The 21,138-nt window shown below is 68.2% G+C and carries 19 protein-coding genes; 10 read left to right on the plus strand and 9 right to left on the minus strand.

Annotated elements, in window-relative coordinates:
* Position 1 precedes the first annotated feature (1 nt).
* Positions 2–940 (minus strand): type I pantothenate kinase, encoded by a 939-nt coding sequence (coaA, locus tag OQ789_RS23495; RefSeq protein ID WP_324688576.1) that lies wholly within the window; start codon positions 938–940, stop codon positions 2–4.
* A 113-nt stretch (positions 941–1,053) separates the two neighbouring features.
* On the opposite strand from coaA, the gene OQ789_RS23500 reads away from it, so the two are divergent.
* The 5 genes from OQ789_RS23500 (at position 1,054) to OQ789_RS23520 (ending at position 7,513) form a co-directional block, all read left to right on the plus strand.
* Positions 1,054–2,523 carry a glycine hydroxymethyltransferase gene (locus OQ789_RS23500; protein ID WP_324688577.1) on the plus strand — a complete coding sequence of 490 codons (1,470 nt, stop codon included), beginning with the start codon at positions 1,054–1,056 and terminating at the stop codon, positions 2,521–2,523.
* Positions 2,524–2,640: 117 nt separating this feature from the next.
* Complete coding sequence (locus OQ789_RS23505; protein ID WP_324688578.1) at positions 2,641–3,468, plus strand: acyl-ACP desaturase; 828 nt, start codon at positions 2,641–2,643, stop codon at positions 3,466–3,468.
* A 212-nt stretch (positions 3,469–3,680) separates the two neighbouring features.
* Positions 3,681–4,982, plus strand: a complete 1,302-nt coding sequence (locus OQ789_RS23510; RefSeq protein WP_324688579.1) for a PhoH family protein — start codon at positions 3,681–3,683, stop codon at positions 4,980–4,982.
* Positions 4,983–5,038: 56 nt separating this feature from the next.
* A complete protein-coding gene (locus OQ789_RS23515; RefSeq protein ID WP_324688580.1) occupies positions 5,039–5,914 on the plus strand; it encodes a polysaccharide deacetylase family protein in 876 nt (291 codons plus the stop codon).
* 156 nt (positions 5,915–6,070) lie between these two features.
* Positions 6,071–7,513: an adenylate/guanylate cyclase domain-containing protein gene (locus tag OQ789_RS23520; protein ID WP_324688613.1), complete on the plus strand. Its 1,443-nt coding sequence runs from the start codon at positions 6,071–6,073 to the stop codon at positions 7,511–7,513.
* A gap of 16 nt (positions 7,514–7,529) precedes the next feature.
* Here OQ789_RS23520 and OQ789_RS23525 read toward each other — a convergent pair whose 3' ends face one another.
* The 3 genes from OQ789_RS23525 to glpX are packed head-to-tail and all read right to left on the minus strand — an operon-like array spanning position 7,530 to position 11,144.
* Positions 7,530–8,573, minus strand: coding sequence for a hypothetical protein (locus tag OQ789_RS23525; protein ID WP_324688581.1), 1,044 nt, complete (start codon positions 8,571–8,573; stop codon positions 7,530–7,532).
* A gap of 54 nt (positions 8,574–8,627) precedes the next feature.
* Positions 8,628–10,040, minus strand: a complete 1,413-nt coding sequence (locus OQ789_RS23530) for a class II fumarate hydratase (protein WP_324688582.1) — start codon at positions 10,038–10,040, stop codon at positions 8,628–8,630.
* A 24-nt stretch (positions 10,041–10,064) separates the two neighbouring features.
* Positions 10,065–11,144, minus strand: a complete 1,080-nt coding sequence (glpX, locus tag OQ789_RS23535) for a class II fructose-bisphosphatase (protein ID WP_324688583.1) — start codon at positions 11,142–11,144, stop codon at positions 10,065–10,067.
* A gap of 55 nt (positions 11,145–11,199) precedes the next feature.
* Here glpX and OQ789_RS23540 point away from each other — a divergent pair, with 55 nt between their 5' ends.
* Genes OQ789_RS23540 through OQ789_RS23550 form a run of 3 tightly spaced genes read left to right on the plus strand, consistent with a single transcriptional unit; the run spans position 11,200 to position 14,299 of the window.
* Entirely contained in the window at positions 11,200–11,898 is a 699-nt protein-coding gene (locus tag OQ789_RS23540) for a DUF4245 domain-containing protein (RefSeq protein WP_324688584.1), read from the plus strand.
* A 32-nt stretch (positions 11,899–11,930) separates the two neighbouring features.
* Entirely contained in the window at positions 11,931–12,728 is a 798-nt protein-coding gene (locus OQ789_RS23545; RefSeq protein ID WP_324688585.1) for a dienelactone hydrolase family protein, read from the plus strand.
* 26 nt (positions 12,729–12,754) lie between these two features.
* A complete protein-coding gene (locus OQ789_RS23550; protein ID WP_324688586.1) occupies positions 12,755–14,299 on the plus strand; it encodes a carboxylesterase/lipase family protein in 1,545 nt (514 codons plus the stop codon).
* Here the strand turns inward: OQ789_RS23550 and OQ789_RS23555 are convergent.
* The 4 genes from OQ789_RS23555 to OQ789_RS23570 form a co-directional block, all read right to left on the minus strand.
* A complete protein-coding gene (locus OQ789_RS23555; RefSeq protein WP_324688587.1) occupies positions 14,296–15,384 on the minus strand; it encodes an NAD-dependent epimerase/dehydratase family protein in 1,089 nt (362 codons plus the stop codon). The genes OQ789_RS23550 and OQ789_RS23555 overlap by 4 nt on opposite strands.
* 83 nt (positions 15,385–15,467) lie before the next feature.
* Positions 15,468–15,737: an exodeoxyribonuclease VII small subunit gene (locus tag OQ789_RS23560; RefSeq protein ID WP_324688588.1), complete on the minus strand. Its 270-nt coding sequence runs from the start codon at positions 15,735–15,737 to the stop codon at positions 15,468–15,470.
* Positions 15,727–16,986 (minus strand): exodeoxyribonuclease VII large subunit, encoded by a 1,260-nt coding sequence (gene xseA / locus OQ789_RS23565; protein WP_324688589.1) that lies wholly within the window; start codon positions 16,984–16,986, stop codon positions 15,727–15,729. The genes OQ789_RS23560 and xseA overlap by 11 nt, the downstream gene beginning before the upstream one ends.
* Positions 16,983–17,582 (minus strand): lipid droplet-associated protein, encoded by a 600-nt coding sequence (locus tag OQ789_RS23570; protein ID WP_324688590.1) that lies wholly within the window; start codon positions 17,580–17,582, stop codon positions 16,983–16,985. The genes xseA and OQ789_RS23570 overlap by 4 nt, the downstream gene beginning before the upstream one ends.
* An 89-nt stretch (positions 17,583–17,671) precedes the next feature.
* On the opposite strand from OQ789_RS23570, the gene OQ789_RS23575 reads away from it, so the two are divergent.
* Positions 17,672–18,682, plus strand: coding sequence for a 4-hydroxy-3-methylbut-2-enyl diphosphate reductase (locus OQ789_RS23575; RefSeq protein ID WP_324688591.1), 1,011 nt, complete (start codon positions 17,672–17,674; stop codon positions 18,680–18,682).
* A 13-nt stretch (positions 18,683–18,695) separates the two neighbouring features.
* On the opposite strand, the gene OQ789_RS23580 is transcribed toward OQ789_RS23575, so the two are convergent.
* Positions 18,696–19,871 carry a DUF6542 domain-containing protein gene (locus OQ789_RS23580; RefSeq protein WP_324688592.1) on the minus strand — a complete coding sequence of 392 codons (1,176 nt, stop codon included), beginning with the start codon at positions 19,869–19,871 and terminating at the stop codon, positions 18,696–18,698.
* 142 nt (positions 19,872–20,013) lie between these two features.
* Here OQ789_RS23580 and ychF point away from each other — a divergent pair, with 142 nt between their 5' ends.
* Complete coding sequence (ychF, locus tag OQ789_RS23585; protein WP_324688593.1) at positions 20,014–21,111, plus strand: redox-regulated ATPase YchF; 1,098 nt, start codon at positions 20,014–20,016, stop codon at positions 21,109–21,111.
* Positions 21,112–21,138: the final 27 nt, after the last annotated feature.

Below are 21,138 nucleotides of genomic sequence, written 5' to 3' on the forward strand. Positions count from 1 at the left end.
GCTAAAGCTTGCGCAGCCGCAGCCGGTTGATGGAATGGTCGGCGTCCTTGCGCAGCACCAAGGTGGCGCGCGGCCGGGTCGGAAGGATGTTCTCGACCAGGTTGGGGCGGTTGATCGACCGCCAGATCTCGCGAGCGGCGGCCACCGCCTTGGTGTCGTTCAACGCCGAGTAGTGGTGGAAGTGCGATTCGGGATCCGCGAAGGCGGTGCTGCGCATGGCCAGGAATCGCGAGACGTACCACTGCTCGATGTCTTCGATTCGGGCGTCGACGTAGACGCCGAAGTCGAACAGGTCCGACACCATCAGGGTCGGACCTGTCTGCAGAACGTTGAGGCCCTCCAGGATCAGGATGTCGGGGTGGCGGACCACATGCTTGGCCCCGGGGATGATGTCGTATTTCAGGTGCGAGTACACCGGCGCGCACGCGTAGTCCGAACCGGACTTGACCGAGGTCACGAACCGCATCAACGCCCGACGATTGTAGCTTTCCGGAAAGCCCTTGCGGTGCATCAGGTTTCGCCGATCCAGCTCGGCATTCGGGTACAGGAAACCGTCGGTGGTGACCAGGTCCACCCGGGGGTGATGGTCCCAGCGTGCCAAAAGCGCCTGCAGCACGCGGGCGGTCGTCGACTTGCCGACCGCGACGCTGCCGGCCACCCCGATGATGAACGGCACGGGCCGGTCCGGGTTTTGCTGGGGTTCACCGAGGAATTCGGCGGTGGCCGCGAACAGGCCCTGGCGCGCGGCGACCTGCAGGTGGATGAGCCGGGCCAGCGGCAGGTAGACCTCTTCTACTTCCAGCAGGTCGATCTGTTCACCCAGGCCCCGCAGGCCGACGAGCTCGTCCTCGGTGAGGGCCAGCGGCGTCGACATGCGAAGCGCGCGCCATTGCTTCCGGTCGAACTCTACGTAAGGGCTCGGCTCGCTAAGCCGCGGCATGGTGCAAGTGTCGCAGGAGCGCGCAGGAGCCCGGCGGCTGGGCTGGCTAAAAGTGGCGCTGGATAGCGCGAGCGCCCTCGCTGTCGGTTAGTCGGCCGACTAGTCTCGTCCTCATGTCAGCCGACTTGACCCGCACCGCCAACTCGACCACATCACCAGGCGCCGAATACGCGGATACCGCGAGCGCCGCATACCAGGCGGCACTGCAGGTCGTCGAGTCCGTCGAACCTCGCATCGCCGAGGCGACGCGCAAAGAGCTTGCCGACCAACGTGGTTCGCTGAAGCTGATCGCCAGTGAGAACTACGCGTCGCCGGCCGTGCTGCTGACCATGGGCACCTGGCTCTCGGATAAGTACGCCGAGGGCACCATCGGACATCGGTTCTACGCCGGATGTCAGAACGTCGACACCGTCGAACGAATCGCCGCCGAGCACGCCCGCGAGCTGTTCGGCGCGCCCCATGCGTACGTGCAACCCCACTCGGGCATCGACGCCAACCTGGTCGCGTACTGGGCGATCCTGGCAACGCGGGTCGAGGCGCCCGGTCTGGCCGAGGCCGGAGCCAAGCACGTCAACGACCTGTCCGAGGCCGACTGGGAGGAGCTGCGCGGCAAGCTGGGCAACCAGCGGTTGCTGGGCATGTCGCTGGATGCCGGCGGCCACCTCACCCACGGCTTCCGGCCCAACATCTCCGGCAAGATGTTTCACCAGCGCAGTTACGGCACCGACCGCGACACCGGGTTCATCGACTACGGCGCCGTCGCGGCCGCCGCGCGTGAATTCAAGCCGCTCGTCATCGTGGCCGGCTACTCCGCCTACCCGCGCCGGGTCAACTTCGCGACGATGCGTGAGATCGCCGACGAGGTCGGTGCCACCCTGATGGTGGACATGGCGCATTTCGCCGGCCTGGTGGCGGGCAAGGTGTTCACCGGCGACGAGGATCCGGTGCCGCATGCCCACGTCACGACCACGACGACGCACAAGTCGCTGCGCGGTCCGCGCGGCGGCCTCATCCTGTGCCAACCCGAGTACGCCGACGCCGTCGACAAGGGCTGCCCGATGGTGCTCGGCGGGCCACTGTCGCATGTGATGGCGGCCAAGGCGGTCGCGCTCGCCGAGGCGAGGCAGCCCTCGTTCCAGGCCTACGCGCAGCGGGTTGCGGACAACGCCCAGGCCCTGGCCGACGGCTTCCTCAAGCGCGATGCCCAGCTGGTCACCGGGGGCACCGACAACCACATCGTGCTGCTCGACGTCAGATCGTTCGGCTTGACCGGGCGCCAGGCTGAGTCGGCCCTGTTGGACGCCGGCGTCGTCACCAACCGCAACGCCATCCCCGCCGACCCCAACGGCGCCTGGTACACCAGCGGCATCCGGCTCGGCAGCCCGGCGCTCACGACCCGCGGCTTCGGTCCGGCGGACTTCGACCGGGTGGCCGAGCTGATAGTCGATGTTCTGGCCAACACGAAGCCGGAAGGTACCTCCAAGGCCAAGTACTCGCTGGTCGATGGCACCGCCGAACGGGTCAGCGCGGCCGCGGCCGAACTGTTGGACGCCAACCCGCTCTACCCGGGCCTCGCGCTCTAGGTCTCCGCCGTACGAGGGGCTCTGGGAGTGGAGCCCGGCCGCCCGCTAATCCGGCCGAGGGCCGCGACACGACCCGGGCAGTTTCATACGTCTGTGTCCGTCGGTTACAGTTACTTCATGGCTGAAAGACCTGTCGCTAACGCGCTGACCCTGGAACTCGAGCCGGTGGTCGAAGCGAACGTCGACCGCCACCTGTCCACCGAAGAACTCTGGTTCGCGCACGACTACGTGCCGTTCGAACGGGGCGAGAACTTCGCCTTCCTCGGTGGACGCGACTGGGACCCGTCGTCGATGACGCTGCCGAGGCCGTTGACCGACGCCTGCGAGATCATGCTGCTGCTCAAGGACAACCTCGCCGCGCACCACCGCGAGCTGGTCGAGCACTTCATCTTGGAGGACTACTGGGGCCGCTGGCTGGGCCGCTGGACCGCCGAGGAGCACCTGCACGCGATCGCGCTGCGCGAGTATCTGGTGGTGACCCGCGAGGTCGACCCGACCGCCAACGAAGAGGCACGCGTCCAGTACGTCATGAAGGGCTACCGCGCCGACACCTACTCGCAGGTGGAGATCCTGGTGCATATGGCGCTGGTCGAACGCACCCACGCCGTGTTCTGCGAAAACCTGGCCGCACAGCTCGAGGAGCCGATCCTGGCCGGCCTCGTCGACCGGATCGCCCGCGACGAGCGCCGCCACGAGCTGTTCTTCTCCAACCTCGTCGCGCACTGCCTCGAGTACACCCGCGACGAGACGATCGCGGCGATCGCGGCCCGTGCGGCCGACCTGCAGGTGCCGGGCGCCGATATCGACGCGTACCGGGACAAGGTGCGCAACGTTGAGAAGGCAGGCATTTTCGGCCCGGAGCAGCTGCGTCAGGCGATCTCCGACCGCATCACCGCATGGGGGCTCGCCGACGAGCCCGAATTGCGGCGCTTCATCGTCAGCTAGGGAGTCGTTTCGCGCGCGTTAGGGTCTCGGCGCGCCTGCACAGCGGGGGTGCGGCCACGGGAGTAGCGTCGTTTCTCGATGGTCAGCGTCATGCTCTGCTGCCAGGGCGGCACCTCCCGTCACGGAAGGACCGGCCCCGGTCCTGGTGCTGCGGTTCCCGTCAACATGCCTGTGCGGGTCCGCGCGGGCTCATCCCGCTCGAGGAGCGCTACGTGACCGATATCCGGACCTACGTGATCGACACTTCCGTGCTGCTGTCCGACCCCTGGGCGTGCAGCCGGTTCGCCGAGCACGAGGTGGTGGTTCCGTTGGTGGTGATCAGCGAGCTGGAGGCCAAACGCCATCACCACGAGCTGGGCTGGTTCGCCCGCCAGGCGCTGCGTCTGTTCGACGACCTGCGCCTGGAACACGGACGGCTGGATCAGCCTATTCCCGTTGGGACACAAGGTGGTTCGCTGCACGTCGAGCTCAACCACACGGACCCCTCGGTGCTGCCGGCGGGCTTCCGCGGCGACAGCAACGACTCGCGGATCCTGAGCTGCGCCGCCAACCTCGCGGCCGAAGGCAAGCGAGTTACGTTGGTCAGCAAGGACATTCCGCTTCGGGTCAAGGCCGCCGCAGTGGGGCTGGCCGCCGACGAATACCACGCACAGGACGTCGTCGTCTCGGGATGGTCGGGGATGCGCGAGATCGAGACCGCCACCGAGGACATCGACGCGCTGTTCACCGATGGCGAGATCGATCTGGCGGAGGCACGAGACCTGCCCTGCCACACCGGTGTTCGGCTACTCGGCGGCAGCTCACACGCGCTGGGCCGGGTCAACGCGGACAAACGCGTTCAGCTGGTGCGCGGCGACCGCGAGGCGTTCGGACTGCGCGGCCGCTCCGCCGAGCAGCGCGTCGCGCTCGACCTGTTGCTCGACGAGTCGGTAGGCATCGTGTCGCTGGGCGGCAAGGCCGGCACCGGCAAGTCGGCGCTCGCGTTGTGCGCGGGGCTGGAGGCGGTGCTGGAGCGGCGCACCCAGCGCAAGGTGGTCGTCTTCCGCCCGCTCTACGCCGTCGGCGGCCAGGAGCTGGGGTATCTGCCCGGCAGCGAGAGCGAAAAGATGGGCCCGTGGGCGCAGGCCGTCTTCGACACCCTCGAGGGTCTGGCGAGCCCGGCGGTGCTCGAGGAAGTGCTGTCCCGCGGCATGCTCGAAGTGCTGCCGCTGACCCACATCCGGGGCCGGTCGCTGCACGACTCGTTCGTCATCGTCGACGAGGCGCAGTCGCTGGAGCGCAACGTTTTGCTCACCGTGCTGTCCAGGTTGGGTGCCGGATCGCGGGTGGTGCTGACGCACGACATCGCGCAGCGCGACAACTTGCGGGTGGGTCGCCACGACGGGGTCGCGGCGGTGATCGAGAAGCTCAAGGGCCATCCGTTGTTCGCCCACATCACCCTGTTGCGCAGCGAGCGGTCGCCGATCGCCGCCCTGGTCACCGAGATGCTCGAGGAGATCGCCGGACCGCAGTGAGGGGGCCGGCCGGCGCGCTCGATCCCGGGTGGGCGTCACTTCGATAAACTTCCACGGTGGCGAAACGACCCGACACCCAGGCCTGGCGCTACTGGCGCACGGTGGTCGGTGTGGCGGCGGCCGTCGCCGTGCTGGTGATCGGCGGGCTGACGGGCCACGTGACGCGTGCCGACGACCTGAGCTGCTCGGTCGTCAAGTGCGTCGCACTGACCTTCGATGACGGGCCGGGACCATTCGACGAGCGGTTGCTGCAGATCCTGAAGGAGAACGACGCCAAGGCCACCTTCTTCCTAATCGGCAACAAGGTTGCCGCCAACCCGGCCGGGGCCAAGCGCATTGCCGACGCGGGGATGGAGATCGGCAGCCACACCTGGGAACACCCCAACATGACCACGATCCCGCGTGAGGACATCGCCGCCCAGTTCTCCAAGGCCAACAACGCGATCACCGCCGCGACCGGGCGCACCCCGAACCTGTACCGCCCGGCGGGCGGCCTGTCAGACCCGGTGGTGCGCCAGACCGCCGGGCAGTTTGGTCTGGCCGAAATCCTCTGGGATGTAATACCTTTCGATTGGGCGAACGACTCCAACACGGCGGCGACGCGCTACATGCTGATGACCTACATCAAGCCGGGCTCCGTCGTGCTGCTGCACAGCACCTACTCGAGCACCGTCGACCTGGTGTACCAGTTCATCCCGGTGCTCAAGGCCAACGGTTACCGGCTGGTGACGGTCAGCGACCTGCTGGGGCCGCGCGCTCCCGGCAGCAGCTACGGCAGCCGGGAGAACGGCCCGCCTGTCAACGGCCTGCACGACATCCCACCCGGCGACATCCCCACGTTGCCCAACACGCCCTCGCCGAAACCGATGCCGAACTTTCCGATCACCGACATCCCCGGGCAGAACTCCGGCGGGCCTAACAACGGTGCTTAGAGCAAATTTCGGGCCGCACGCGGATACCTTCGTAAGGTGATCACCGTGAGCTGGCTTCGGGATCGGGTTTCGCGACCATGGCGTGGCCCGGCGCGGCAGCCCGCCGAGGAACAACCAAAGTCTTTCCGACGGTGGCTGTTTCAGTACGGGCTGGATCTGAGCCTGTCCTACGTTCTGGCCGCCGTCGCAGCGGCAGCCATCTTGATTCCCTTGCGGGGCCACACATCCGTCGGCGCCAACGCCGATTTCGCGCGGCAGAACACGGTGACGGTGGTGCTGCTCATCGTGCTGGGGATCGTCAGTGTCGCGGTGGGCGGCGCCGTCAGCCTGGCCCCCACCGCGCGCTGGTACGTCGCGGGCGACGAACCCTCCCCGCAACAACGCGAAGCCGTGATGAAGCTGCCCGGGCATCAGTCGGCGATCATGGTGACGTCCTGGACATTGACCGGTGGGATCTTCATCCTGCTGAATCTGTCTGGCGGGCCGCAGCTGCTGCTGCCCGTCGTGCTCGGCGTGCTCCTCGGCGGATCGGCGGCCGCAGGCACCGGGATGCTGCTCGCGCAACGCACGCTGCGGCCCATCATGCGCGCCGCCACGCTGGGGGCCGAGCCGCGACTGGCGGTGCCGAGCGTATACGCCCGGCTGGTTCTGCTGTGGTTCCTGTGCAGCGCATTCCCCCTCTTCGTCATCGCGACGCTGGTCGTTCTCCGCTCCTACGGGTGGCTGATCGAGAAGTCCGCATCGCTGGACGGGCCGATTCTTGTGGTATCGCTTGCGGCGCTGGTACTCGGGCTGCCCACCATGATGCTGACCTCGCGGTCCATCTCGGATCCGGTCGGCGAGGTCGTCGACGCGATGGCCGAGATCGAGCACGGCCGCATGGAGACGTATGTGGGGGCCTACGAACGGTCCCAGATAGGGCGTCTGCAAACGGGATTCAACCGCATGGTGGCCGGGCTCGCCGAGCGGGATCGGCTGCGCGACCTGTTCGGGCGGCACGTCGGGGCCGATGTCGCGCAGCGCGCCCTCACCGAGGGGGCGTCCCTGTCGGGAGACGTGGTCGAGGCGGCGGTGCTCTTCATCGACCTGGTGGGATCCACCCACCTCGCGGAAAGCCGGCCCCCGCAGGAAGTCGCGGAGGTGCTCAACGACTTCTTCCGGATCGTCGTGGACGCCGTCGACGAACATCACGGGCTGATCAACAAGTTTGCCGGCGACGCCGCGCTGGCGGTCTTCGGGGTGCCATTGCCGACCAGCGAGCCCGCCTCATCGGCATTGGCGACCGCCCGTGCGCTCGGCTCTCAACTGCGGCGGCTACCCGTCGATTTCGGCATCGGGGTCTCGGCGGGACGGGTGTTCGCCGGCAACATCGGCGCCGAGAACCGCTACGAATACACCGTGATCGGTGACGCCGTCAACGAGGCCGCGCGCCTGGCCGACCTCGCTAAGACCTCCGACCGGCGGATCCTGTGCTCGGCGGCCGCTATCGATGCCGCGGGCGAGGCCGAGCGCGGCCAGTGGGCCGAGTGCTATTCCACGGTGCTGCGCGGGCGGTCGGAGGCCACCCACATCTCGGCGCCGGCGGGCCCGGCCGGTTAGCCGGGCGCGCTGCGCGTCAGGACTTCGAGACCTTCAGCGCGGCAATGATTTTGCCGACGAGGTCCGCCGAGGCCGTGTCACCGATGGGTGTGCTGCCGATGAAGACGGTGACCGGCTTGGTGTCGACGGCGATGATGCTGACGGAGTCGCCCTTGACGTTGCGACTGGGATCGGCGATCGTCACGTCGGCGTCGACACGGACGGCCTTGGTGCCGTCGACGGTGATCGATGACGTCTTCGTCGGCCCGAGTGTGGGCTGCGCGTTCGCGTAGCCGGGACCCGCGACGATGCATTGCATCAACTTCGTGGCCTGGGCCGTAAGGTCCATGCTGGAGACGAAATTGGTGACGCCGACCTCGGCCGTCATCATCCATTGATTGGCGCCGGGCACGTCCTGCGCCACACCCAGCCCGCTGATCAGGTTCGGTCCCTGGTCATCGGAGAACACCGTCCACCCCCCCGGCGCCGCGCTGGCCGGGAACGACAGCTTGCCTGCGGCGATCGAGTCGGTACGGGGCATCTCGCCACCCGACACGTTCGGGGTGCAGTCGGTCGCGTTCTGCGCAGAGTTCTTCGGCTGCGCGACCGAGGTGCTCGTCGTCGCGGGGGCGGTGGACGCCTTGTTGTCGTGGCCGCCTCGCATCACCAGCAGCGTCGCCACCAGCGCGATGACCGCCAGCACGACCAGACCGGCCACGATCAGCCACGGAAGCTTCGAGCCGGAACCGCCCGGCGGCGGTCCTGGCGGGTAGGGCCCGCCCGGGCCGCCGCCAGGCGGAAACTGCAGTGCGGGTTGGGGATACTGCGGATTTGGGTAGGGGGCGCCACCGGGGGGCGGATACGGGTAGGGGCCGGTACCGCCCGGCGGGTACGGGCCGGTGCCGCCCGGCGCGTAAGGGCCGCCCTGCGGATAGGGACCCGTACTACCCGGCGGGTAGGGGACACCCTGCGGGTAAGGGCCGGGGCCACCCTGCTGCTGGCCACCCCAATCCGGCTCCTGCCCATAGGGGTTGCTGCCGTAGGGCCCCTGACCATAGGGACCGCTCGGAGGAGCCGTCATGGAAAACCACCCTTACTCTCGTCGACCTACCGCCGTCACCGGATGACGGCCGGCTCAGTCTTCGGGCTTGACCTTGGCCATCGCCAGGACGTCGAGCCGTCGGTCGAGTTCCTCGACCGACAACTTCTCGCCGATCAGGCCGCGATCGATCACGGTCTGACGAATCGTCTTGCGTTCCTTGAGCGCCTGCTTGGCCACTGCGGCGGCCTCCTCGTAACCGATCGCCGAGTTCAGCGGCGTCACGATCGACGGCGACGACTCGGCCAACTCGCGCAGGTGCTCGACGTTGGCCTTGAGCCCGACGATGCAGCGCTCCGCGAACAGCTTGGACACGTTGCTCAGCAGCTTGAAGGATTCGAGGATGTTGCGGGCCATCATCGGGATGTAGACGTTGAGCTCGAAGGCACCGGACAGGCCGCCGACGGCCACCGCGGCGTCGTTGCCGACCACCTGCGCGGCGACCTGGGTAACCGCCTCGGGCAGAACGGGATTGACCTTGCCCGGCATGATCGAGCTGCCCGGCTGCAGGTCGGGCAGCTGAATCTCGGCCAGGCCGGTCAGCGGCCCCGACCCCATCCAGCGGATGTCGTTGGCGATCTTGGTCAGCGACACCGCGATGGTGCGCAGCGCGCCGGAAGCCTCGACCAGTCCGTCGCGCGTGGCCTGAGCCTCGAAAGAGTTACTGGCGGTGCGTAATTCGCTCAAACCGGTGGACGCGATCAGCGTTTCGACCACCTTGGCGCCGAAGCCGTCGGGGGCGTTGAGGCCGGTGCCCACGGCGGTGCCGCCGATGGCCAGCTCGCCCAGCCGGGGCAGCGTCGCGCGCACCCGCTCGATGCCTGCCTGGATCTGCCGGGCGTATCCGCTGAATTCCTGGCCGAGCGTCACCGGCACGGCGTCCATGAGGTGGGTGCGGCCCGACTTGACCACGGTGTGCCACTCGCGGGCCTTGCCGGCCAGCGCGTCGTGCAACACCTCTAGCGCCGGGATGAGATGGCGCACAGCGGCTTCGGTGGCCGCGATGTGGGTCGCGGTGGGGAACGTGTCATTCGACGACTGCGACATGTTGACGTCGTCGTTGGGGTGCACGGTGACGCCGTTGGCGGCCGCGATGCTGGCGATCACCTCGTTGGTGTTCATGTTGGAGCTGGTGCCCGAGCCGGTCTGGAAGACGTCGATGGGGAACTGGTCGTCGTGCTTGCCGTCGGCGATCTCGGCGGCCGCGGAGATGATCGCGTCGGCCTTCTCGGGTGCGAGCAAACCGAGGTCCTTGTTGACCTGTGCGCAGGCCCCCTTCAGCAGGCCCAGCGCGCGGATCTGAGTGCGCTCCAGGCCGCGACCGGAGATCGGGAAGTTTTCGACCGCGCGCTGGGTTTGCGCCCGCCACAACGCTTTTGCGGGTACCCGGACCTCGCCCATGGTGTCGTGCTCGATGCGGTATTCGGCGTCTTGTGCGTCCGGGGCCATGTATTTGCGTTCCTCTTCGTTGGGTTAGGGGAGCGGGTAGGCGGCTTTGCTGTCGCCGGTGAAGTCGATGGCGGAGTATTCGTTGAGCTTCGAAAGCCGGTGATAGGCCTCGATCATCCGGACGGTGCCCGACTTCGACCGCATCACGATCGACTGCGTGGTACAACCGCCGGGGTAGTACTGCACGCCCTTGAGCAGGTCGCCATCGGTCACTCCGGTCGCGCAGAAGAAGACGTTCTCGCCGGACACCAGGTCCCTGGTGGTCAGCACCTGGTCGAGGTCGTAGCCGGCGCCGAGCGCCTTCTGGCGTTCCTCGTCGTCCTTGGGGGCCAGCTGGGCCTGGATCTCGCCGCCCATGCAGCGGATGGCCGCGGCGGTGATGATGCCCTCCGGGGTGCCGCCGATGCCGGCCAGCATGTCGGTGCCGGAACCGGGACGGCACGCCGAGATCGCGCCGGCCACGTCGCCGTCGGTGATCAACCGGATCCGGGCGCCGGTGTCCCGCACGTCCTGGATCAGCTGCGCGTGCCGCGCCCGGTCCAGGATGCACACCGTCATGTCCGGCACGGACAGCCCTTTGACTTTGGCGACCGCGCGAATGTTGTCGCCGATCGGCGCGGTGATGTCCAGCACGTGCGCGGCGTCGGGCCCCACGGCGATCTTGTTCATGTAGAACACCGCCGACGGGTCGAACATCGCGCCGCGGTCGGCGACCGCCAGCACGGAGATGGCGTTGGGCATGCCCTTGCTCATCAGCGTGGTGCCGTCGATCGGGTCCACGGCGAAGTCGCACTCGGCGCCGTCGCCGTTGCCCACCTCCTCGCCGTTGTAGAGCATCGGGGCGTGGTCCTTCTCGCCCTCGCCGATGACCACGACGCCGCGCATCGACACCGTGTTGACCAGCTCGCGCATCGCGTCGACGGCCGCCCCGTCGCCGCCCTCCTTGTCGCCGCGGCCCACCCAGCGACCTGCGGCCATGGCGCCGGCCTCGGTGACGCGTACCAGTTCCAAGGCCAGGTTGCGGTCTGGTGCCTCACCGCGCGGTCGGCCCTGCGCCGAAGCCCGGCCGGTGGTGGCGGTCGAGCGGTCGCCCTCAACTGTCATGGTTGGTGATTGTCCCAGAAGCGGATCGGTCCGCTGGAACTGGGATACTCGGGGGATGACGCAGGAGCCGCCGCCGAATGCCCAGCTCGATGGGAACGTAGCCGGCCCGCGCTCTCCGCAGGCCGGCCCGGTCCCCAGGCCGGCGAAGCCCCGGCTGCTGCAGGACGGCCGGGACATGTTCTGGTCCCTGATTCCGCTGGTGATCGGGTGCGTTGCGCTGGCGGGCATGCTGGGCATGTGCTCGTTCCAGCTCGGTAGCCAGCGAGGCACCGTCCCGTCCTACGACGCCGGGGCGGCCCTGCGTGCCGACGCTTCCGCGCTCGGCTTTCCGATCCGCCAGCCGCGGCTGCCCGCCGGCTGGCAGGCCAACTCCGGCCACCGCAGTGGCATCGAGGGTGGGCGGGTCGACCCGGCCAGCGGTCAACGGGTGAACGCGCCGGTCTCGGTGGTCGGCTATATCGGTCCGACCGGCATGTACCTGAGCCTGACCCAGAGCAACGCCGACGAGGACAAGCTCGTCAACTCGATTCATCCGTCGGCCTACCCGACCGGAACGGTCGACGTCGACGGGACCAGGTGGGTCGTCTACCAGGGTTCCGGCCAGGACGGCGTCGACGCCGAGCCGGTGTGGACGACCCGCCTGGGCGCTGCGGGCGGCGCCACCCAGATTGCGGTAACCGGCGCCGGGAACGCCGACCAGTTCCGTACGCTGGCGGCGGCGACGCAATCGCAACCGCCCTTGCCGAGCCGCTAGCCCACTCGCCCACCCAAGGGGACCCTGTCAACGTGACTGCACCAGAGGCTGATCTGTCCGGATGGTCGGCGGCACCGTTCAGCGGCGGCGGATACACCCACGACGTCTACCGCAAGGGCGCCGGCCCCGGGGTGGTGCTGATTCCCGAGATCCCGGGGATTCATCCCGGCGTGCTCGCCCTCGGTAATCACCTGGTGGACAACGGCCTCACCGTCGCCATGCCGTCACTGTTCGGCGAACCGGGCAAGGCCAAGACGGCCGGTTACGCTGCGACTGCCCTCGGGCGGGCCTGTGTGGCAAGGGAATTCGCGGCGCTCGCGCTGAACAAGCAGCGGCCGGTGGCGTTGTTCCTGCGCGCGCTGGCGCGTGATCTGAACGCGTCGACGCCGGGCAAAGGCGTCGGCGTGATCGGCCAGTGCTTCACCGGCGGGTTCGCACTGGCCGCCGCGGTCGACGACAGCGTGCTGGCGCCGGTGCTCTCGCAGCCGTCGGTCCCGTTCCCGCTGGGCGCCGCGCGGCGCCGAGACCCGGGCATGAGTGAGTCGGAGCTGGCCACCGTGGTCGATCGGTGCGCCAATGACGGCCTGTGCGCCATGGGTTTGCGGTTCAGCGAGGACAAGATGGCGCCCGGCGAGCGGTTCGTGACGCTCAAGGAGCGCCTCGGCGACGCGTTCGAGGTGATCGACATCGATTCGGGCGCCGGCAATCAGCACGGTTTCGGCAAGATGGCGCACTCGGTGCTCACCGACGAGGTCCGCGAAGTCGACGGCCACCCCGCGTACGAAGCCCGTAAGCGAGTGGTCGAGTTCCTCACGCAACGCCTTTTCTAGAGTCTTGAAGGAGATTGTGCGCGCGCATGGCGATCGATGACCTGGTGGTCGAAACCAGCTACGGCCCGGTCCGCGGCATCCAAGACGGCGGCGTTAAGGCGTGGAAGGGCATCCGGTACGCGACGGCCCCCGCGGGCGAGCTGCGGTTCCGGGCGCCCCAACCGCCCGCGCGGTGCGCCGAGGTCATCGATGCCACCGCTTTCGGGCCGGCCTGCCCGCAACCGGTATTTCCCAACATGCCAATGGATTTGGGCGCGCCGCAGGGCGAAGACTGCTTGCGGCTCAACGTCTGGGCTTCGGCGGACGTCCGGCCCGGTGACGCCAAGCCGGTGCTGGTCTGGCTGCACGGCGGCGCCTACGTGCTGGGGTCGAGCAGCCAGACGCTCTATGACGGCCGCAGGCTGGTCGGCCACGGCGACGTCGTCGTGGTCACCGTCAACTATCGGCTCGGGGTGATCGGCTTTCTCGACCTGTCGTCATTCGACACCGCGGGGCGGCATTTCGACTCGAACGTCGGACTGCGCGACGTGGTGGCGGCGCTGGAGTGGGTGCGCGACAACATCGCCGCCTTCGGCGGTGATCCGCGGCGGGTCACGCTGTTCGGCGAGTCCGCCGGGGGCGGGCTCGTCACCACGCTGCTGGCCAGCCCCGCCGCCGAAGGTTTGTTCGCCCGGGCGATCGCGCAGAGCTCGCCGGCCACCTCGGTGTACGACCGCGAAAGCGCCGGCCGGGTGGCCCGGGCGTTTGTCGACCGGCTCGGCATCGCCCCGTCGGAACCCCGTCGACTGCTCGAGATGCCGATGGCCGCGATTCTGGCCGCGACACAACGGGTGTTCGACGAGGTGCCGGTGCGTAACCCGGGAAGGGTGGCGTTCGTCCCGATAGTCGACGGCGACGTGCTGAGCGACTACCCGGTCAAGCTGGCCCAAGAGGGCCGTTCGCATCCGGTCCCGCTGATCATCGGTACCAACAAGCATGAGGCGGCGCTCTTCCGGTTGATGAGGTCCGCGCTGGTGCCGATCACTCCGCGCGCGATCACGTCGATGTTCGACCAGATCGCCGCCGAACAACCCGATCTGCAGTTGCCCACCGAGGAGCAGATCGGCACCACGTATTCGCGAAGACGGCGCAAGGCAAGGAGTTTGAGCATCGCGACCGACGTCGGCTTCCGGATGCCGTCGGTGTGGCTCGCCGAGGGGCACTCCCGCGTGGCGCCGGTGTATCTGTACCGGTTCGACTACGCGACCCCGCTGCTGCGGCTGTTGATGGTCGGCGCGGCGCACGCCACCGAATTGCCGTTCGTCTGGGGCAATCTCGGCGGGCCCAAGGATCCCACGCTGAAGCTCGGCGGCGCCAAGACCGCCAAGGCGGTATCCAAGCGGGTGCGCACCCGATGGATCAACTTCGCCGCGCACGCCACGCCCGCGGGTCCCCCCGGCGAGCCGGAATGGACGCCGTACACACACGACGACCGTTCCTGCCTGATCATCGGCCGCGGTGACGCCCTCGCGCACGACGTCGACGCCGACATCCGCGCGGCCTGGGGCAGCGAGATGGTGAGCTTCCGCTAGACGGATGCCTTGTCCGTCAAAGCTTTCCGCTTCATCTGGTCGAACATCTCCACGTAGTAGGACTGGCATTCCGACAGCGCCTGCTCGGTGGTGAACAGGGGCTGATACCCGAGATCCCGCGACGCCTTCGCGATCGAGAAGAAGTTGTCCAAATACAGTCGCTCGACGGCGAGCGGCTCGAGCAGCGGTGCGGGTATCCCGAACCGGAAATGCAGCCGCTGCCAACCTGTCATCGCCGCGCGTACCATGGGGCCGTTCACCCGCACGCGGGGCCATTTCTCCCCGCAGGCCTCGACCACCGGCCTGGCGAACTCGAACATGTTGATCGGTTCGGCGTCGTTGATGAAGTACGCCTGCCCGGGCGCGGTGCCGCCGGGCGTCAGGTGCTGGGCGGCCAGGATGAAACCGTGAATCAGGTTGTGCACGTACGAGTTATCCAACCGGGCCGATTTGCGCCCGATCAGCACCTTGACGTGGCCGGCGATCACGCTTTCGAAGAGCTTGCGGAACATGGTCTGGTCGCCGCGGCCCCAGATCCCGCTGGGCCGGATCGCACACGTCAACAGGCCGTCGACCCCGTTCTGCCCCAAGACGAATCGCTCGGCGACCACCTTGGTCTCGGTGTACAGGTCGTTGAACCGGTTGGTGTAGGGCAGCGTCTCGTCGCCGCCGGCGATGTTCTGGCCGCCCATCACGACGCTGTTGGACGAGGTGTAGACGAAGCGCTGCACCGCGGCCGCCTGCCCGGCGCGGACCAGGTTCTCGGTGCCCCCGACGTTGACCCCGAAACTGCGCTGCCGGTATTCGTCGGTCACGGACGCGCCGCCCATCAGATCGATGATCGCCGCGGTGTGGAAGACGGTGTCGATGCCGTCGACCGCCTGGGCGCACACGGCCGTGTCCGTGATGTCGCCCTGCAACACCTCGAGCTGCGGGTGTGGTGGCAGCGGCGAGGGCACTCTGTCGAAGGAGCGGACCTGATGCCCGCGGTCGAGCAAGGTGGACACCAGGTTGGCGCCGACGAATCCGGAGCCCCCGGTGACCAGGACACGGCCCAGTTCGGCCGTCAGCGATACATCACCCATAGTCCGGCTAGCTTAGCCGAAGAAATGTAACGTGTTCCAGTTTGCCATCAATTTTTCCACCAGCGACCTCCGGGTTTCCGATTTCAGGCGTCCTCGGCGCCGCCGGCGGCGAGCGCGTCTTCGATTCTCTTGCGTGCGCCAGCTAAGTGTTGTTCGCAGCGTTTAGCCAGCTGCTCTCCTCTTTCCCACAATTTCAGCGACTCGTCCAAATCCAGGCCACCCTGCTCCAGCAGCCGCACGACTTCGATCAGTTCATCCCGGCACGCTTCATAACCCAAATGACTAATGGGTGTAATCGACTCGCCCTCGTGCGGGGCGGCAGGGTCGCCGCCGCCATTCGCTTTACCCGCCATCCGTCCCTCCCTCGCTGACGGCGGCCACCGCGCCGTCGGCCACGCGTACCCGCAGGCGCGTGCCCGCCGGGGCGTCGTCGACCGACCGGAGCACCCGGTTGCTGATCGCCCCGACGGCTTGCACGGTGATTTGCACGATGGCGTAACCGCGCGCCAGCGTGGCCGCCGGCCCCAACGTGGCCAACCGCGCGCTCAGGTGGCCGACACGCTCACTCTCGCTAGCGGCCAGCCGGGCGATGTCGCGGCGAATCGCCGACCGCGCGCGGTGCACCTCCTCGGCGCGCGCCGTCAACGCCGCCAGCGGCTCGGCCAGCACCGGACGGCTGCGGACCTGGGCCAGCGCCCGTTGCTCGCGGGCCACCCAGTTGCGCAACGCCTGCGCGCTGCGCCGGCGCAGGTCGTCGACCCCCCGCTGCTCGGCGCCGGTATCGGGCACCACTTTCTTCGCCGCGTCGGTGGGAGTCGCCGCGCGGACGTCGGCGACGAGATCGCACAGCGGGTTGTCGGGTTCGTGGCCGACCGCGCTGATCACCGGGGTGCGGCACGCAACGATGGCGCGGCACAGCGTCTCGTCGGAAAACGGCAGCAGGTCCTCCACGCTGCCCCCGCCGCGGGCGATCACGATGACGTCGACCTCGGCGTCGCGATCGAGATCGCCCAGCGCCTCGACGATCTGGGCGACCGCGCCCGGGCCCTGGACCGCGGTGTTGCGCACCGCGAACCGCACCCCGGGCCAGCGAGCGGCCGCCACGGTTGTCACGTCGCGTTCGGCGGCGCTGGCCCGGCCGGTGATCAACCCGATCATGTTGGGCAAGAAGGGGATCGGTCGCTTGAGCCGAGGATCGAACAGGCCCTCGGCATCCAGCAGCCGGCGCAGCCGGTCGATGCGGGCCAGCAGCTCACCCACCCCGACAGCGCGAATTTCGCTGAGCCGCAACGAGAATGTGCCCCGACCTGTATAGAACGACGGCTTGCCACGCACCACCACCTGGGTGCCTTCGGCCAGCTGCACCGGCGCGCTCAGCACCAGATCGCGCGGGCACGTCACACTCAGCGACATGTCGGCGGCCGGGTCACGCAGCACCATGAACACGGTTTTGGCGTCCTGCCGCATCGAGATCTGCGCGAGCTGGCCCTCGACCCAGACGGTGCCCAGCTTGTCGATCCAGCCCGCAACCCGGATGGCCACCGCGCGCACCGGAAACGGGTTCTCGGCGGAATTCGGTTCGGAGGTAACGGCCGGGGTCACTTCGCGTTCGCGCGGGTGATCCTGTTGGCGAGCAGCGTCTCGAACGGCGCACGGCCCTTGGTGGCCTGCTCATAGGCGAGCAGGGCTTCGAGTTCGTCGACGCTCAGCGACTGCAGACGGGCCCGCAGCTGCGCCAGCGTCAGCGACGTGTAGTCCAGTTCGGCGACCACAGCCGGTTGCGGGGCCGATGCCTTGGCGGCCGGATCCTTCGACTGCCGGGCGTGGTTGGTCAGGGCGCCGGCGTCTTCGTGCGCGTCGGCCACCGAGTACAGCGCGAAGCGGCCCTCGGCCCGACGCTCGCCCTCACCGCCGTTGTGCGCCGCGCCGGATCCCCCGTCGATCGCGTCGTCCAGGTCCTCGTCGAAGGTCGCCCATTCCGGTTTCTCGTCCTTGGGCGGGAAGATCGATTCCAGGGTGCTGTCGCCCTTGATCGCCAGCTCGGCGAGGTTCTGCTGAAAACGCATCACGATGTGCGCAGCCTGGCTGGCCAGCGTCATCGGGTACATCAGGATGCTTTTCGGCAGCCTGATGGTCTCCTCGACAGCGACTGTTGCCGCGCCGACCAGCAGCCGAACGCCATACGGTGCAGTGCCCATGGGTCCAAGATTGCCCTAAGCGGCGGCTAAGTCCAAGCCCGCCGGCGCGAGTTGGCAAGCCCGGGCCGGCACTAAGTACCCTGGACGTCATGCCGCCGACTATCGACATGGGGATTCCCGGCCGTGTGGGAGGACCAGCGCGATCGGTAGCTCAAGACTCCATCCGCAAGCGGGTTCTGCTGGCCGAACCGCGTGGCTACTGCGCGGGCGTCGACAGGGCCGTGGAGACCGTGGAACGCGCACTTGAGAAGCACGGCCCACCGGTGTATGTGCGCCATGAGATCGTGCACAACCGCCACGTCGTCACCACACTGGAAAAGGCCGGTGCGGTGTTCGTCGAGGAGACCGACGAGGTGCCCGAAGGCGCCATCGTGGTGTTTTCCGCGCACGGTGTCGCGCCCACGGTGCACGCGGCGGCCGCCGACCGGAACCTGCACACCATCGACGCCACCTGCCCCCTGGTGACCAAGGTGCACAACGAGGCCAGGCGATTCGCCCGCAACGACTACGACATCCTGCTCATCGGCCACGAGGGTCACGAGGAGGTGGTCGGCACCGCCGGGGAGGCGCCCGACCACGTACAACTCGTCGACGGGGTCGCCGCGGTGGACAACGTGACGGTGCGCGACGAGAACAAGGTGGTGTGGCTCTCGCAGACCACGCTGTCGGTCGACGAGACCATGGAGATCGTCGACCGGCTGCGGCAACGGTTCCCGAAGCTGCAGGACCCACCCAGCGACGACATCTGCTACGCGACCCAGAACCGGCAGGTCGCCGTGAAGGCGATGGCACCCGAATGTGAGCTGGTGATCGTCGTGGGGTCCCGCAATTCCTCGAATTCGGTGCGGCTGGTCGAAGTCGCGCTGGGGGGCGGGGCGGCGGCCGCGCATCTGGTCGACTGGGCCGACGACATCGACCCGGCGTGGCTGGACGGCGTGACCACGGTGGGCGTCACCTCGGGGGCGTCGGTCCCCGAAGTCCTGGTGGAAGGCGTGCTGGCGCGGCTGGCCGAATGCGGCTATGACGTGGTGCAGCCGGTCACGACCGCGCAGGAGACCCTGGTGTTCGCGCTGCCGCGCGAGATCCGGTCAGTTCGCTGAGCCGCGCGGCCCCTCAGACGTCGTACTCCCACGACTCGGCGGGCCATTGTCCCGGTGTGCGTGAGCGGGTGCGGCGCTCGGTCTGCGGCTCGCGCGGCGGTTCTTGCGAGCCGCCCCGGTAGCGGACCTGCGAAATGGGGTGATGCGTCCCGCCGGAGCCGTTCGACGGGGACCGCCGGCGCCTCGGTTCGTAGGACGCTTCGTAGGGATCGCGGCTCTCGTGCCGGCCCCCGGAATTCGGGCCGCCGGGCGGCTCGTATCTGTCCCGGTAGGACTCGAAGCCGTCGAAGCGGCTGCTCCGCGGGGTGGGCCGCTCGTAGGGACTGCGGCGGGTGCGCGGCTCGCGAGGCGATTGGCCACGCGCGTCGGGGTCGACGTCCGGCCGGGGCCGGCGGCGGGAGCGACGTGCCGGGTCGACGGCGTCGTGATCGCGGGACGATGCGCGGCTGCGGGTGCTGCGCCTCGGCCGCTGAGCCGGTTCGGAACCGTCGTCGAGGGCGTCGCGGGAATGCCGCGAGCGGGTCCGCGCCGAACGCGTGGTGGAGCGGGTGGTGCGCGTCGTGCGGCGGGTCCGCGACGAAGCGCCCGACGTGCGGCCGCGGCGGGAATCGGTGGTGTCGTCGGCGTGCGCGGTGTCGTCGGCGTCCGCGTCCGACTGCAGCGCCGACTGCGCTTTGGCGACGATGCCGTTGAAAAAGGACTTGACGGCGACACCGCCTCCCGCGGCGTCCTGGGTGGCCGGCGGCGTTGTGCTTGTCGGGTAAGCGTTTCCGAAGTACCAGCGGGCCAGCCCGATCGCCAGGACCACGCCCGCCGTGCCCAGCATCAGCGGGAAGCGCTCGATCAGCGGGTAGCCGCAATTGATCAGCAGGTCCTTGAGGCGGCCGACCTTGGCGTCGTGGAACAGCCAGTAGGCGCCCGGGACCGCGCCGAACAGGATCAGCGGCGGCTGAATGATCGTGGTGAAGATGCCGTCCTGGCGTACCGCCAGCACCGCCGCCACGCAGCCCGCGATGTAGAAGCCTGCGAAGACGTGGGTCAGTTCCTTCTGACCAGCGTCGATCCCGTAGCCGATCGCAGTCGCGGTCACGGCGATGAGCAGCGCTGCGTACCACGGCACACCTGGGATTTTGGGGTGGATCGAACGGTGAGCACCCTCCACCGTCGAACTTGCCCGCTGTGCTGACACATGTAGACCGTACCGGGAATGGGCCGAAAGGCCCGTAAATACCTTGTAGGGATCCTGGGCGTGCCACGCTCGGGTGCGCCGTCCGCCGTGGTCAGCGGTCCCCGGAGCCGGGCGCCGCCCGCACCCCTAGACTTGGTTCCCCGTGAGCCTGAGCCTTGGAATAGTGGGTTTGCCCAACGTGGGCAAGTCGACCCTGTTCAACGCGCTGACCCGGAACAACGTGGTGGCGGCCAACTATCCGTTCGCGACGATCGAACCCAACGAGGGCGTCGTCCCGCTGCCCGATCCACGGCTGGACAAGCTGGCGGAGATGTTCGATTCCGAGAAGATCGTGCCCGCGCCGGTGACGTTCGTCGACATCGCCGGAATCGTGAAGGGCGCTTCCGAGGGCGCCGGGCTGGGCAATAAGTTCCTGGCCAACATCCGCGAGTGTGACGCGATCTGCCAGGTGGTGCGGGTCTTCGCCGACGACGACGTGGTGCACGTGGACGGCAAGGTCGATCCCGCCTCCGACATCGAGGTGATCGAGACCGAGCTCATCCTGGCCGACATGCAGACACTCGAGAAGGCCGTCCCGCGGCTGGAGAAGGAGGCGCGCAACAACAAGGACCGCAAGCCCGTGCACGAGGCTGCCGTCGCCGCCGAGGCCGTGCTGAACTCGGGCAAGACGTTGTTCGCCGCCGGTGTCGACACGTCACTGTTGCGCGAGCTGAATCTGATGACCACCAAGCCGTTTCTGTACGTGTTCAACGCCGACGAGTCCGTGCTGACCGACGAGGCCCGAGAGGCCGAGCTGCGCGCGATGGTCGCACCGGCCGACGCGGTGTTCCTCGATGCGAAGATCGAGTCTGAACTGCAGGAGCTGGACGACGAATCGGCCGCCGAGTTGCTCGAATCGATCGGTCAGACCCAGCGTGGTCTAGATGCGTTGGCGCGTGCGGGTTTTCACACCCTCAAGCTGCAGACCTACCTAACGGCAGGCCCAAAAGAGGCGCGCGCGTGGGTGATTAACCAGGGTGACACCGCGCCGAAGGCCGCCGGGGTGATCCACACCGACTTCGAGAAGGGCTTCATCAAGGCCGAAATCGTCTCCTACGACGACCTGATGGCCGCGGGCTCGATGCCGGCGGCCAAGGCGGCCGGCAAGGTGCGCATGGAGGGCAAGGACTACGTGATGGCCGACGGCGACGTGGTCGAGTTCCGGTTCCAAGCAACGTCTGGGCAGCAGAAGAAGAACTGACGGGGCGGATTTGTCGGTGTGGGCATC

Origin of the sequence: Mycobacterium sp. 94-17, assembly GCF_035617725.1 — a bacterium.
In the GTDB taxonomy this organism is placed as follows: domain Bacteria; phylum Actinomycetota; class Actinomycetes; order Mycobacteriales; family Mycobacteriaceae; genus Mycobacterium.